Here is a 13,418-nt window from a genome sequence, read left to right on the forward strand (position 1 = left end):
CTCACGAGTTTGGAGCTGCGACGAGGCGATCAGCCGCGTCGAATACGAAGACATCATTGGGATCGAGCACGGCATCGATGGTCTGGCCGGGCTCGAACTCGTGCACGCCGTGCAGCACCGCCACCCAGTTCGATCCGTCGCGGGTCAGATGCACGAAACTCTCCGAACCGGTGATCTCGGTCACCGTGACAGTGGCATGGAAGGCATGGCGGTCGGTCTCACCATTGGCGAGCGCAAGCTGATGCGCGCGAAAACCGACGCGATAGGCGCCGTCGGCGAGAGCGGAATAGAGGCCGGACGCCGGCGCGGCGATACCTCCCGCATATTGCACCGAACCGTTCTTCTTCTCGATGCCGACGAGGTTGAGCGGCGGGTCGGAGAATACCTGGGCAACCCGCAGCGTCTGCGGACGGCGATAGACGCTGGGCGTCTCGCCGATCTGAAGCGCCTGGCCCTCCCACATGCACACCGTATTGCCGCCGAGCAGCAGCGCCTCGGTCGGCTCGGTGGTGGCATAGACGAAGATCGCGCCCGAGGCCTCGAAGATGCGCGGCAGCTCGGCGCGCAGTTCCTCGCGCAGCTTGTAATCGAGATTGGCGAGCGGCTCGTCGAGCAGCACGAGATCGGCGCCCTTGACCAGCGCACGCGCCATCGCAGTGCGCTGCTGCTGGCCGCCGGAGAGCTGGAGCGGCGTGCGCTTCAGGAACGGCTCGAGCCTGAGCAGCTTTGCGGCTTCCGCCACGCGCGCCTCGATCTCCTCGCGCGGCTTGCCCTGCACGCGCAAGGGCGAAGCGATGTTCTCATAGACCGTGAACGAGGGGTAATTGATGAATTGCTGATAGACCATGGCAACCGATCGCTGGCGCACATCGACGCCGGTGACGTCCTTGCCGTTGACCAGCACCTTGCCCGTGGTCGGCTTGTCGAGGCCGGCGAGCAACCGCATGATCGAGGTCTTGCCCGACAGCGTCGGCCCGAGCAGCACGTTGAGCGTGCCGCTCTCGAGCGTCAGCGAGACGTCGCGGATGTGCGCGACACCATCGACGGTCCGGGTCACGTGATCGAGCGTGACGGTCATGAGCGTCCTCCCGCTTCCAGCAGGGGACTTTGCAGCACGGCGTTGGTCCTGATCCAGTCGTCAAGCGCAGCGACCTCGTCGGCAGATAGTCGCAGGCCGAGCTTGGAACGGCGCCAGACGATATCCTCGGCGGTAACCGCCCATTCGTTGGCCATGAGATAGCGGACCTCGCGCTCGGTGAGCGTCGCGCCGAAGGCCTGGCCGAGGTCGGCGGCCGATTTCGCATCGCCAAGCAGCTTGATCGCACGGGTGCCATAGGCGCGCGCGAGGCGGCGCGCATGCGCATGGCCGAGGAAGGGATAGCCGCGCTGGAGCTCGGCGATCAGCCCGTCGATGTCGGACACATCCATGTCGCCACCGGGAAGCGGCCATTTCCCGGTCCAGCCCTCGCGCGCTTTCGCGCTGCGAAGATAGGGCGAAAGCCGCTCCAGCGCCTCCTCGGCGAGGCGGCGGTAGGTCGTGATCTTGCCGCCATAGATCGAGAGCAGCGGCGAGCCGCCGGGCGTGTCGAGCTCGAACACGTAGTCGCGCGTTGCGGCCTTGGCTTCGCTGGCGCCATCGTCATAGAGCGGCCGCACGCCGGAATAGGTCCAGACCACGTCCTCTGAAGTCACCGGCTTCGCCAGATATTCGCTCGCGGCGGCGCAGAGATACTGGATCTCCTCCGGCGTCGCCTTCACCTTGGCGGGATCGCCGTCATAGTCGCGGTCGGTGGTGCCGATCAGCGTGAAATCGTCCTGGTACGGGATCACGAAGATGATGCGGCCGTCCGCATTCTGGAACATGTAGGCACGGTCGTGGTCGTAGAGCTTCTTGACCACGATATGCGAGCCCTGCACCAGGCGCACCTTGGCTTTTGCGTTGACGCCGGCTCCGCGGCCGAGCACGTCCTCGACCCAGGGGCCGCCGGCATTGACCAGCGCGCGGGCCTGGACCTGCGAGCGCGCACCGGTCAGCGTGTTGACCATGCTGACCGTCCATACGCCGTCGGCCTGGCGGATCTCGGTGGCACGGGTGCGAGTGCGGATCTCGGCGCCCTTGTCGGCGGCATCGCGCGCGTTGAGCACGACGAGGCGGGCGTCGTCGACGAAGCAGTCGGAATATTCGAAGGCGCGGCTGTAGCGATTCGGGATCAGCGGGCGGCCGACCTCGTCACGCCCAAGATCGACCGAACGGGTCGCCGGCAGCAGATGGCGGCCGCCGATGTGGTCATAGAGGAACAGGCCGAGGCGCAGCAGCCAGGCCGGGCGCAGCCCTGCGTGATGCGGCAAAACGAAACGCAAGGGGCGGATGATGTGGGGCGCGATGCCCCAGAGGATCTCGCGTTCGATCAACGCCTCGCGGACCAGGCGAAACTCGTAATATTCGAGATAGCGCAGGCCGCCATGCACCAGCTTGGTCGACCAGGACGACGTCCCGCTCGCCAGATCGTTCATTTCGCACAGGAAAACCGTGTTGCCGCGGCCCACCGCGTCGCGCGCGATGCCACAGCCGTTAACACCGCCTCCGATAATGGCGAGGTCGAAAATACGCTCCAACAGACGCATCCCCCGGCGACTCGCTCGTTCCTTCGAGCGACTACTTTCGTTTTTGATTAGATCACACCGAAAAGCGAAAGCAAGATGAAAGAGAGGCGAAGGGAAGTGAAAGCGGAACTTTTTAGTGGGCAATCGGACGAGGAAATGAGCAGCTTAGACGGCAATTCGAGAAGCAATAGCGCGCTTGAATGGTCAGCCACGATAGATTATAGTCATAATAGTCATATTGGTTCTTGCTGGCATGGCCGATCACAACACTGCACCCGACACGCTTCCGGCTGATGACACGTGGACGCTTGCCAACGCCAAGGCACGACTGTCCCAGGTGATCGACCGCGCCCAAACCGGCCCGCAGATCATCACCCGTCACGGCAAGCCGAACGCCGTGATCGTTTCCGCAGAGGAATGGGCCCGCAAGACCGCACGCAAAGGCACGTTGGCCGAATTCCTACTGGCCTCGCCGCTGCGCGGCGCCGACCTCGCACTTGAACGCATGCACGATGCGCCGCGCGACGAGATGCCGTGAACCTGCTGCTCGACACCAACGTACTGTCGGAAGTTCAGCGGCCAGCCCCCTCGCCGAAAGTCTTGGCTTGGCTTGACACGATCGATGAAGATCGTGCGTTCATCAGCGTCGCATCGATCGCCGAGCTTCGCCGCGGCATCGCATTGCTGGAGGACGGCCGCCGGCGCTCGGCACTGGCCGCCTGGCTCGCCCACGATCTACCGGCGCGGTTTGCCGACCGCGTCCTGCCGATCGACCACGCGGTGGCCGAGCACTGGGGCGACCTGATGGCTCAGAGCCGCAGGAGCGGCGTCACATTGTCTGTCATGGACGGCTTCTTTGCCGCAACCGCGCTCGCGCACAGCCTCTCGCTCGTCACGCGCAACGTGAAGGATTTCGCTGCATTCGGCGTCCCCCTGCTCAATCCGTGGGACGACCCATAGCCCTATCTCAACCGCACCACCGGCGCCACTTCGGGTGCAGCTTCCTGAGCATCGGCCTGCACATCATCGATGTCCGCCCCCTTCGGCATCGCCTCCACCACTTCGATGCCCTTGCTGTGGCAGATGGTGGCGAGGCGTTCGGGAAGCTCCTGGTCGGTGACGAAGGTCTGGATCTGGGTCATGTGGGCGATGCGCACCGGCGCGCTGCGGCGGAGTTTTGTGGAATCGGCGACCAGCATGACACTGCGGGCATTGGCGATGATGGCCTGCGCGACCTGCACCTCGCGATAGTCGAAGTCCAGCAGCGCGCCCTCCTCGTCGATCGCGGATGCGCCGATGATGGCGTAGTCGACCTTGAACTGGCCGATCAGCTGCGTCGCGGTCGAGCCGACCACCGCGCCGTCGGCGCGCCGCACCGTGCCGCCGGCGACCACCACCTCGATGCGGGGATGGCGGTAGAGCAGCATCGCGACGTTGAGGTTGTTGGTGATGACGAGGAGATCCTCATGCGAGGTCAGCGCGCTCGCGACCTCCTCCGTCGTGGTGCCGATGTTGATGAAGAGCGAGCATCCGTTCGGGATGAGCGATGCGGCCGCAGCCCCGATCGCCTTCTTCTCCTCGGCGGCAACGAAGCGGCGCGCCTCATAGGCGAGGTTTTCCACGCCCGAGGCGATGATGGCGCCGCCATGGATGCGGGTCAGCGAACGCCGTTCGCAGAGGTCGTTGAGATCCTTGCGGATGGTCTGCGCCGAGACCTCGAACCGGCGCGCGAGCTCCTCGACCATGACGCGGCCGGAGGCGCGCGCGATGTTGAGGATTTCGGCTTGGCGATGGGTCAATCCGGTCACGGCAATGCCCTCAAATCAGGAAGGTGCATGGTGCGGCGGTTCGCGCCATCGGTCAATGCGCCCGCCGATCACGGTTAACGGATGAGGCCTCTCACCACGCCATCGCGGCAGCCAGAGGCGCGAGCAGGGCCGGATCGTCGAAGGCGCCGGCGGAGGCGACCGCGCCGGCGGCAACCAGGTCGGCATGGCTGAGGCTGGTCCGGATGCCGATGGTCGGAATGCCGGCCGCGGTGGCCGATTGCACGCCGGTGCGGGAGTCCTCGAATGCGACCGAGGTTTCCGGCCTCGCGCCGACGAAGCGCAAGCCTTCCTGATAGGGCAGCGGATGCGGCTTGCCGTGCGGCAGCTCGTCGCCGATCACGAGCGCCTTGAAACGGTCCGTGATGCCGAGGCCGGAGAGCAGCAGTTCGGCGTTGAGACGCGGCGCGTTGGTCACGGCAACCATGGGAACGCCGGCCGCGTCCGCCCGGTCGAGCAGCGCCATCAGACCCGGCAGCGGCTCGATCTGCCCGGCGACGAGCGCGCGGAAGACTTCCTCCTTTTCATCGAGGATCGAGGCGCGCCGTTCCGGCGCCTCGTCGGGCAGAAAGCGCTCACCGATCGATACATTGGCGAACCCTTGCAGCTCCCTCGAGAACCGCGCGTGATCGAAGACATGGCCGCGAGGGCCGAGCACCTCGTTGAAAGCCTTCAAGTGCAGCGGGTCGGTATTGGCAAGCGTACCGTCGATGTCGAACAGCAATGCCCTGCCCGTCGCATTGTCCTTGGCCTCGATCATTTCCGTACTTTCCCAAATGCACGACGCATCGATGCGCGACACGTATCAATATGGCTGCGATCACGCAATGACGCATGCGCATGACGACGACGTGACCACTCGACAAAGCCGCGCGCGGCTGTAACACTCTCATCAAGAGCAAAAAGGAGGAAACGATGACGATCAACCGACGCGATCTGGCTCTCTCGACCCTTGCCGTTCCAGCTCTTGCCATCTCTGCGCTCGCCCTTACGACACCGGCGCTGGCCGCGGCGGCGGACGAAGAAGCCGTGGCGAAGAAGGTCGAGGCCTTCCGCCTCGCCCAGATCGCGGCCGATCCGAAGGCGCTCGGCGCGCTGTGCTGGGACGATCTGAGCTACAGCCATTCCAGCGGCAAGGTGGAGGACAAGGCGACCTTCATCACCAACGCCACCGACGGCAAATCGAAATTCCTGTCGATCGAATACAAGGACCCGACCATCAAGGTCGTCGGCCCGGCCGCGATCGTGCGCTTCCACTGGGTCGCGGAACAGGAGATGGCGGCCGATGGGAAAAAAGTGCCGACCAACCTTCACATCCTGATGAACTGGCAGAAGCAGGGCGACGACTGGAAGCTGCTGTCACGCGCGGCGACGAAATTGTGATGGCGCTTCTTACCCTCTCCCCTTCTTGCGGGAGAGGGCAAGACGAAGTGCGCGGCAAAATATTCTGGGTTCGCGCTACGCGCGCCCCGGAATGACAGAGACTACGCCGCTTCCTTCACATCGCCGTTAACCAGCTTGCGCGCAGCGCGCTCGGCTTCGCGGGCGTTGCGGAAGAGCTGGCCTTCGAGGCGGTAGAAGCGGTCGGATGAGGCGAAGAAGCAATAGCCTCCTTGAGAGCGAACGACGATACCTGCGGTCTGTGAATTAACTTCGATGATGTAGCTGTCCGGCATGGCCCGTGGATTCCTCAAGTGCGGGCAAATAACGACACTTCTGCCCAAAGGTTCCTGGGCATTTGAGGCCGTTTCCACCCCGAATCGACACGCAATTGAGTACGCCGGGACCTCATCCGTTTTATGACTTGTTCTTGGCGAAGACGCGACGACCGCGGACGCAACGTCGCGCGGTGATGCGCCGCGTACGGCTACGTCGCGATCGGCGTATCGGTGGGGGTTATCGACTGCGGACGGCCGTGATCGTCGATCGAGACATAGGTGAAGTTGCCGTCGGTGACGAGGAACGGGTCCGCCTCCCTGCGGCGAAGCGCCCAGGCTTCGAGATGCACGGTGAGCGAGGTGCGTCCGACCCGCACGAGATTGGCGTAGACCGAGACGAGATCGCCGACATACACCGCTTTGCGAAAATTCATCGCCTCGATCGCAACGGTTACGGTGCGCGACTTCGCGACCTTCGAGGCGAACACGCCGCCGCCGACGTCCATCTGGCTGAGCAGCCAGCCGCCGAAAATGTCGCCATTGGCGTTGGTGTCGGCGGGCATCGCCAGCGTGCGAATGCAGAGATCGCCGCTCGGCTCGGTATCGGAGCTGAAAGGGGTTTTGACGTGCGTGTCGGTCATATGGTTGATCTCCGCGGCTCTCGGCTCTGGATACAAAGCCGCGGCGCCTTGCGCAACATCGGCACGCGACAAGCTTGCGCTATCCAGCCGGCCGCGGCGTCTCGACGAAGATTCCGGTATCGTTGAGCTTGCGTTGCCACTCCGCATCGTCGGCCCGCGGCGTGCGCCCTGTCGTTGCCGTCACGAGCCGTTCCAGCCTGCTCCAAAGCCGGAGACTGTCGCACGGATAGTTGGCCCATCCATTGATGACACAATAGCGGACAGTGTGGTCGCGGTGGTGACGCAAATGATGCTCGGGTGAGCAGACCAGATGCAGCCTTTGCGCCATGCGCAGGAGCGGCGGGCGGACCCGCCAATGCGCAAGATTATGAAAGCTCATGCCAAACAGCATGCAAGTCGCGATCACGAACCAGACGATCATCAGCGCGTAAGTGAGTGCGGAAACCGGGAACAACGCCGTGATCGCGGCCGAAATGCCGACCACCACGGCGCTCGGTGCCGCACCGAGGGAAGCCTGGTCGAGGAATTCGTAGAGCAGGACGTGGCTCGGATGGGTGTGATGCTCTCGCGTCATCGCGATGCCGCGGCCGAGCCCCCCCTCGTCGAGCCACGTGTCGACCGCCCAATGCACCAGCCCCGAAAAAAAATCAGCGAGGAAATAACCGATCAGGAGTGCCACGATCAGCCACGGCCAGCGCAATCCTGCCGCGTGGTAACATCCGACGAGATAAATTGCGCAGCACAGGACCACGACGGCATCAGCCGCACAACACAGCCGCGTGATGATGATCTCGCGCAAGGTCGCATGCTTGAAGAACGGGATCGTCGGCATCGGCGATGCTCCTCCACGGGCTCCACTACCCATAATAGCATCTTTTGCCGACATCATCCCTATTTCAAATTGTCCCAGCCCGGATCGGGCGCGAAACGACCGCCGAACCGATCGGCGAGCTCGCGCAAGGTGGACACGACATTATCCACGCCGCGCGTGCGCGCATAGTTCAGCGGGCCGCCGCGGAACGGCGCATACCCTGTGCCGAAGATCATGGCGCCGTCGACCGCATCGGGATCCTCGACAATGCCCTCGCGCAGCGCCGCGACGCAGACGTTGGACATCGGCAGCACCAGGCGGTCGATCATCTGGTCGGTCACGCGCGGGCCGGTCTCGGGAAGCGGCACCTTCTCGGCCTTGCCGTCCTTCCAGGTGTAGAAGCCCCTGCCGGTCTTGCGGCCGAGCTCGCCTTTGGCGACCTTCTCGCGCAGCCATGCCGGCGTCGGCGGCAGCAGATCGCCGAACTTGGTGCGCAGCATGTCGCCGACATCGAGGCAGATGTCGAGCCCGACCTGGTCGGCAAGCTCGATCGGCCCCATCGGCATGCCGAACTGCTCGGCCGCGGCGTCGATCAGGCGCTGGTCGATCTTCTCGTCCAGCATCACCATTGCCTCCAGCATGTAGAGCGTCAGCGCGCGGTTGACGAGGAAGCCGGGCGAGCTCTTCACGGCGAGCGGCAGGCGGTCGATCGCACCGACAAAGGCGAGTGCCTCCCTCAAGACCTGTGCATCGTTGCCGTCATGGCTGACGACCTCGACCAATTGCAGCCGCGACACCGGATTGAAAAAGTGCAGCCCGACCAGCCGATCGGGCCGCGCCAGCGTGGTGCGCAGGTCCTGAAGCGGAATGCTCGAGGTGTTGGTCGCAAGAATCGCACCCGGCTTCATCTTCGGCTCGAGACCGGCATAGACTTTCTGCTTGAGCTCCAGCTTTTCCGGCACCGCCTCGATGACGAGATCGGCGTTGCGGACGCCCTCGCCGTCCATGTCCGGAATCAGGCGATCGAGCGCGTCGCGCACCTCGGTGGGTTTTCGGATGATCTTGCCGTAAAGCTCGGCCGCACGCTTCACCGCCCCTGCGATCGGCTCCGCCTTCATGTCGGCGAGCGAGACCCGCAGCCCCTGCCCCGCACACCATGCTGCGATGTCGCCGCCCATGGCGCCGGCGCCGATGACATGGACATGCTTCACCGCGTTGCCGGCGCCTGCCGCCTTCTTCATCTGCTCGCGCAGGAAGAAGACGCGGATCAGATTCTGCGCGGTGGGCGTCACCATCAGCTTGGCGAACGAGGCCTGCTCGGCCGCCAGCATCGCGGCTTTGCTGTCGCCATGCGTTTCCCAGAGATCGATCAGCGCGTAAGGCGCCGGATAGTGCTCGCGCGGTGCGGCCTTCGCCGCCTCCGAGCGCATGCGCTTGGCCAGCAGTCCACGCACCGGCCCGAGATTGGCCGCCCGCGTCAGCAGGCCAGGCTTGGCCCGCTTCAGCCGGCCGAACAGCACGTCTTTCACGGCGCCACGGACGTGGCGTTCCTGCGTCACGGTGTCGACGAGGCCTAGCGATTTGGCGCGGCGCGCATCGATGGTACGGCCGGTCAGCATCAAGGCCATCGACTGGGTCGGATTGACCAGCGCCGTGAAACGGGCAGTGCCGCCGAGACCGGGATGCAGGCCGAGCATCACCTCCGGGAAGCCGAAGCGCGCACCCTCGATGGCGATGCGCGACTGGCAGGCGAGCGCGATCTCGAGCCCGCCGCCGAGGCAGAAGCCGTGGATGACCGCGACCGTCGGCAGCCTCAAGGCCTCCAGATGGTCGACGACGGCATGCGCGGCGCGGATGCGCGTCTCCACCATCTCGGGATCGCTGGCACCGCGGAATTCGTTGACGTCGGCGCCGGCGATGAAGCCGGACGGTTTGGCCGAGCGGATCACGAGACCTGCGGGGCGTTCGGTCTCGATCGCGGCGAGCACCGCGTCGAACTCTTCCATCACGTCGGAGGAGAGCGTATTGGCGCTCGCATCGGCGCGATCGAACAGCAGCCAGGCGACACCGTCGGCATCGCGTGTGAGCTTGAAGTGCTTGTATGGACTGTCTGCCGCGGGCTGAGGCCCGAGCGTCAGCACGCGGTCGCCGAGCGCGGTCATGATCCTGGAATCCATGGTCACACCGCCTCGATCAGCATGGCGCCGCCGAGCCCGCCGCCGATGCATTCGGTGGCAACGCCGCGCCGGGTGCCGAGCCGCTTCATCGCGTTGACCAGATGCAGCACGATGCGGTTGCCGGAGGTGCCGACGGGATGGCCGAGTGAGATCGCGCCGCCGTCGACATTGAGCTTGTCACGGTCGATCTCACCGGCCGCGCCGTCGAGCCCCAAAATCTCGCGGCAGAACTTGTCGTCGTTCCAGGCGGCGAGGCAGCCGAGCACCTGAGTTGCGAAAGCTTCGTTCAGCTCCCAGGTCTCGACGTCCTTGATGGTGAGGTTGTTGCGCGCAAGCAGCGGCGTCGCCGACATCACGGGACCAAGCCCCATGATGCTGGGATCGAGCGCGGCCCAGTTGCTGTCGACGATGACGGCCTTCGGCGTCAGCTTGTGCTTTGCGACTGCCGCGTCGGATGCGAGGATCACCCAGGAGGCGCCATCGGTGATTTGCGAGGAATTGCCGGCGGTGACCTGGCCCCAGGGGCGCTCGAACACCGGCCTCAGCTTTGCGAGCGTCTCGGCCGTGGAGTCCGGCCGCACGCCGTCGTCATGGTCGAAGAACTTGCCGTCGCGGGAAAAGGCGGTCTCGACCTCGCCCTTCAGAAAACCCGCGCCCTGCGCATGTGCGAGCCGGCGATGGCTCTCGGCTGCGTAGGCGTCGGACTGTGCGCGCGTAATGCCGAAGAGATGGCCGACGACCTCGGCGGTCTGGCCCATGTTCAAGTCTGTGATGGGGTCGGTCAGGCCGCGCTCGAGGCCGATGATCGGCTTGAGATAGCGCGGCCGCAATTTGAAGGCGGCGGCCAGCTTCGCGGCTACGCCCTTCGCCGTGGCAAGACCGGCAAACCAGCGCACGCCGGAATTCGGCCACACCAGCGGCGCGTGGCTCAGCGCCTCGGTGCCGCCGGCCAGGATCATGTCGGCGTGGCCCTCGCGGATGTAGCGGTAGGCGGTGTCGATCGACTGCATGCCGGAGCCGCAATTGATCTGCACCGTGAAGGCGACCATGTCCTCGCCCATGCCGAGCCGAAGCGCCGCGACGCGAGCCGGGTTCATCTCGTCCGCGATCACGTTGACGCAGCCGAGGATGACCTGGTCGAAGCTTGTGGGCGAAAACGGCTGGCGCGCCAGGAGCGGCCGGCCGCATTGCACGGCGAGATCGACCGGCGTGAACGGCCCCGGCCCCGAGCGCGCCTTCAGGAACGGCGTCCGGCTGCCGTCGACGATGAATACCGGTCGTGCCATCAGCTCGCCGCCCTCTGTTCACCGAGTTCCTGGAAGAACTGATGCACATCTCCGGTTTTCTTGTAAATCGGCGACAGCGCCTCCGGCGCAAAATCGTCGACCTCGATCACCTTCGCGACGGCTTCGCGGGTTGCGGCGAGCTGCTCGCCCTCGGCCTGCGTGATCACACCCTTGGCGACCGCCTCCTTCCAGTCGCTGATGTGCGCGGCGCGCATGCGCTTGGCGATCGCATCGGTGCCCGCGACCAGCTTGAAGGCGCGCTCCAGCCGGGCAAAGCCGCCGTCATCGTCGACATAAGCGAGGTCGGCCGTCAGGCGGTCACGTACCGCCGACGGCTCCAGCACGAGGCTCGCGCATTGATGCACGACCCGGTCGGACGGGCCGAGCACACGGGCGCCAAAAGGCTGAACCACGAGCTTGAGGAATCCCGCGACGAAGCGGTTCGGCAGATTGGCGAGGATTTCGGCGAGCCGATTTTCAATGGTCTTGAAGCCGGTCGCCATGCACCATTCCAGCGCGGCAAAGTCCTCCGTCTGCCGGCCCTCGTCCTGCCAGCGTTTCAGCGCGGCCGAGAGCAGATACAGCTCGGACAGAATGTCGCCGAAGCGCGCCGACAGCATCTCCTTGCGCTTGAGCGCGCCGCCGAGCGTGAGCAGCGCCATGTCGGCACAGAGCGCAAACGCCGCCGAATAGCGCGAGAGCTGGCGATAGAATGGCGTGGCGTCGCCCGCATCCGGCGCCGACGCGAACGCGCCGAAGGTCCAGCTCCGGCCGAAGGCACGAAAGAGTGTCTGAAAGCTGTGGCCGACATGCTTCCAGAACGCGGTGTCGAATGCCGTCAAACCGCGTTCTCGGTCGGTGTCGGCGAGCGCGTTCATCTCGTCGAGCAGATAGGGATGGGCGCGGATCGCGCCCTGCCCGAACACGATGAGATTGCGGGTGAGGATATTGGCGCCCTCGACCGTGATGCCGACCGGAACGGCGCGGTGGAGATTGCCGAGATAGTTTTGCGGACCTTCGATCACGGCCTTGCCGCCGTGGATATCCATGGCGTCGTCGACGGCGGTACGCATCCGCTCGGTCGCGTGCAGCTTCATGATGCCGGAGATGACGGCGGGATGGACGCCGGCATTGAGCGCCGCGCAGGTCAGCCGCCGTGCCGCGTCGAGCTGATAGGCGGTGGCGACGATACGCGCGAGCGGCTCCTCGACACCTTCGAACTTGGAGATGGAGATGCCGAACTGCTCGCGGATGCGGGCGTAGGCGCCGGTGGTGCGCGCGGCATACGCAGCGCCCGCGGCCGACAGCGACGGCAGCGAGATGCCGCGGCCGGCGGCAAGCGCCGTCATCAGCATCTTCCAGCCCTGCCCGAGGCGCTCCTTGCCGCCGATGACGTAATCGAGCGGAATGAAGACGTCGCGGCCCCGGTTCGGGCCGTTCTGGAAGACCTGCATCGACGGCAGGTGGCGGTGGCCGATCTCGACGCCGGGCAGATTGCTCGGGATCAGCGCCACGGTAATGCCGAGCTCTTCCTGCTGGCCCACGAGGTGGTCGGGGTCATAGGCCTTGAAGGCGAGTCCGAGCAGCGTCGCGACGGGGCCGAGCGTGATGTAGCGCTTGTGCCAGTTGAGCCTGAGGCCCACGACCTCGCGGCCTTCGAAGGTGCCCTTGCAGATGACGCCGCTGTCCACCATCGAGGCGGCGTCGGAGCCGGCTTCCGGGCTGGTGAGGCCGAAGCAGGGAATGTCGCGGCCGTTGGCCAGCCGCGGCAGCCAGCGCGCCTGCTGCTCCTTGGTGCCGAAGCGCATCAGGAGCTCGCCGGGGCCGAGCGAGTTCGGCACCATCACCGTGACGGCGGCAGCGATCGAGCGGGTCGAGATCTTGCGCACGACTTCCGAATGGGCATAGGGCGAGAAGCCGAGGCCGCCGAACTCCTTCGGAATGATCATGCCGAAGAACTTTTCGCGCTTGACGAAATGCCAGACATCCGGCGGCAAATCGCGCCATTCCCAAAAGATCTTCCACTCGTCGAGCATGGCGCAGAGCTCATCGACCGGGCCGTTGAGGAAGGCCTGCTCCTCGTCGGTCAGGGTCGCCTGCGGGACCTTCAGCAGCTTCGCCCAATCGGGGTTGCCGGTGAACAGATCGGCGTCCCACCAGACGTCGCCGGCCTCCAGCGCCTCGCGCTCGGTTTCGGACATCGCCGGCAGCACGCCGCGCGCCCAGGAGAAGATCGGTTTTGTGATGGTGTCGCGGCGGAAGCTCATGGCGGACCTCATGGATCAGCGCGGGTGACCGACATTTTAGCGGAAAGTGGCTGGCGGAGGTGAACACTTCCCCTGCGAAATTGACGCGGCCGGGCGGCCGCCCCAGGGGCCATAACGGCCAGGCGTGGGGGCAGTTCCGGGAGGGATG

Annotated in this window: 13 protein-coding genes; 3 read left to right on the plus strand and 10 right to left on the minus strand. The window is 65.2% G+C overall.

The window, feature by feature from the left end; genetic code table 11:
- Position 1: 1 nt before the first annotated feature.
- The gene (locus tag AB5K84_RS35110) at positions 2-1,078 is read right to left on the minus strand and encodes an ABC transporter ATP-binding protein (protein ID WP_011085224.1); all 1,077 of its coding nucleotides are present in this window, start codon (positions 1,076-1,078) and stop codon (positions 2-4) included.
- Positions 1,075-2,625 (minus strand): glycerol-3-phosphate dehydrogenase, encoded by a 1,551-nt coding sequence (glpD, locus tag AB5K84_RS35115; RefSeq protein ID WP_011085223.1) that lies wholly within the window; start codon positions 2,623-2,625, stop codon positions 1,075-1,077. The genes AB5K84_RS35110 and glpD overlap by 4 nt, the downstream gene beginning before the upstream one ends.
- Before the next feature lie 232 nt (positions 2,626-2,857).
- On the opposite strand from glpD, the gene AB5K84_RS35120 reads away from it, so the two are divergent.
- Positions 2,858-3,142, plus strand: a complete 285-nt coding sequence (locus tag AB5K84_RS35120) for a type II toxin-antitoxin system Phd/YefM family antitoxin (RefSeq protein ID WP_011085222.1) — start codon at positions 2,858-2,860, stop codon at positions 3,140-3,142.
- Positions 3,139-3,564 carry a type II toxin-antitoxin system VapC family toxin gene (locus AB5K84_RS35125; RefSeq protein WP_011085221.1) on the plus strand — a complete coding sequence of 142 codons (426 nt, stop codon included), beginning with the start codon at positions 3,139-3,141 and terminating at the stop codon, positions 3,562-3,564. Before AB5K84_RS35120 ends, AB5K84_RS35125 begins: the two co-directional genes overlap by 4 nt.
- A gap of 2 nt (positions 3,565-3,566) precedes the next feature.
- On the opposite strand, the gene AB5K84_RS35130 is transcribed toward AB5K84_RS35125, so the two are convergent.
- Positions 3,567-4,412 carry a DeoR/GlpR family DNA-binding transcription regulator gene (locus AB5K84_RS35130; protein ID WP_011085220.1) on the minus strand — a complete coding sequence of 282 codons (846 nt, stop codon included), beginning with the start codon at positions 4,410-4,412 and terminating at the stop codon, positions 3,567-3,569.
- A 91-nt stretch (positions 4,413-4,503) separates the two neighbouring features.
- Complete coding sequence (locus AB5K84_RS35135) at positions 4,504-5,190, minus strand: HAD family hydrolase (RefSeq protein ID WP_038967389.1); 687 nt, start codon at positions 5,188-5,190, stop codon at positions 4,504-4,506.
- Between the two features lie 155 nt (positions 5,191-5,345).
- Between AB5K84_RS35135 and AB5K84_RS35140 the strand changes: the two genes are divergently transcribed.
- Entirely contained in the window at positions 5,346-5,813 is a 468-nt protein-coding gene (locus AB5K84_RS35140; RefSeq protein WP_011085218.1) for a nuclear transport factor 2 family protein, read from the plus strand.
- A gap of 101 nt (positions 5,814-5,914) precedes the next feature.
- Here the strand turns inward: AB5K84_RS35140 and AB5K84_RS35145 are convergent, their stop codons facing one another.
- The 6 genes from AB5K84_RS35145 to AB5K84_RS35170 all read right to left on the minus strand — a co-directional run bounded on the left by AB5K84_RS35145 (position 5,915) and on the right by AB5K84_RS35170 (position 13,270).
- Positions 5,915-6,106: a hypothetical protein gene (locus AB5K84_RS35145; RefSeq protein WP_028175062.1), complete on the minus strand. Its 192-nt coding sequence runs from the start codon at positions 6,104-6,106 to the stop codon at positions 5,915-5,917.
- A gap of 191 nt (positions 6,107-6,297) precedes the next feature.
- A complete protein-coding gene (locus AB5K84_RS35150; RefSeq protein WP_011085217.1) occupies positions 6,298-6,729 on the minus strand; it encodes an acyl-CoA thioesterase in 432 nt (143 codons plus the stop codon).
- A 79-nt stretch (positions 6,730-6,808) separates the two neighbouring features.
- The gene (locus AB5K84_RS35155) at positions 6,809-7,561 is read right to left on the minus strand and encodes a fatty acid desaturase CarF family protein (RefSeq protein ID WP_162494065.1); all 753 of its coding nucleotides are present in this window, start codon (positions 7,559-7,561) and stop codon (positions 6,809-6,811) included.
- A 59-nt stretch (positions 7,562-7,620) separates the two neighbouring features.
- Positions 7,621-9,717: a 3-hydroxyacyl-CoA dehydrogenase NAD-binding domain-containing protein gene (locus tag AB5K84_RS35160; protein WP_038967384.1), complete on the minus strand. Its 2,097-nt coding sequence runs from the start codon at positions 9,715-9,717 to the stop codon at positions 7,621-7,623.
- Between the two features lie 2 nt (positions 9,718-9,719).
- A complete protein-coding gene (locus AB5K84_RS35165; RefSeq protein ID WP_011085214.1) occupies positions 9,720-11,003 on the minus strand; it encodes an acetyl-CoA C-acetyltransferase in 1,284 nt (427 codons plus the stop codon).
- Positions 11,003-13,270 (minus strand): acyl-CoA dehydrogenase, encoded by a 2,268-nt coding sequence (locus AB5K84_RS35170; RefSeq protein ID WP_038967383.1) that lies wholly within the window; start codon positions 13,268-13,270, stop codon positions 11,003-11,005. Before AB5K84_RS35170 ends, AB5K84_RS35165 begins: the two co-directional genes overlap by 1 nt.
- Positions 13,271-13,418: the final 148 nt, after the last annotated feature.

It is taken from the genome of Bradyrhizobium sp. 1200_D9_N1_1 (assembly GCF_052075915.1).
GTDB classification, from domain to species: Bacteria; Pseudomonadota; Alphaproteobacteria; order Rhizobiales; family Xanthobacteraceae; genus Bradyrhizobium; species Bradyrhizobium diazoefficiens.

Bases quoted from the DNA above. Each gene is read 5' to 3' on its own strand.
- AB5K84_RS35120 (WP_011085222.1), top strand. From the start codon at position 2,858: ATGGCCGATCACAACACTGCACCCGACACGCTTCCGGCTGATGACACG.
- AB5K84_RS35135 (WP_038967389.1), bottom strand. From the start codon at position 5,190: ATGATCGAGGCCAAGGACAATGCGACGGGCAGGGCATTGCTGTTCGAC.
- AB5K84_RS35170 (WP_038967383.1), bottom strand. From the start codon at position 13,270: ATGAGCTTCCGCCGCGACACCATCACAAAACCGATCTTCTCCTGGGCG.
- AB5K84_RS35140 (WP_011085218.1), top strand. From the start codon at position 5,346: ATGACGATCAACCGACGCGATCTGGCTCTCTCGACCCTTGCCGTTCCA.
- AB5K84_RS35160 (WP_038967384.1), bottom strand. From the start codon at position 9,717: ATGGATTCCAGGATCATGACCGCGCTCGGCGACCGCGTGCTGACGCTC.
- AB5K84_RS35155 (WP_162494065.1), bottom strand. From the start codon at position 7,561: ATGCCGACGATCCCGTTCTTCAAGCATGCGACCTTGCGCGAGATCATC.
- AB5K84_RS35165 (WP_011085214.1), bottom strand. From the start codon at position 11,003: ATGGCACGACCGGTATTCATCGTCGACGGCAGCCGGACGCCGTTCCTG.
- AB5K84_RS35145 (WP_028175062.1), bottom strand. From the start codon at position 6,106: ATGCCGGACAGCTACATCATCGAAGTTAATTCACAGACCGCAGGTATC.
- glpD (WP_011085223.1), bottom strand. From the start codon at position 2,625: ATGCGTCTGTTGGAGCGTATTTTCGACCTCGCCATTATCGGAGGCGGT.
- AB5K84_RS35110 (WP_011085224.1), bottom strand. From the start codon at position 1,078: ATGACCGTCACGCTCGATCACGTGACCCGGACCGTCGATGGTGTCGCG.
- AB5K84_RS35150 (WP_011085217.1), bottom strand. From the start codon at position 6,729: ATGACCGACACGCACGTCAAAACCCCTTTCAGCTCCGATACCGAGCCG.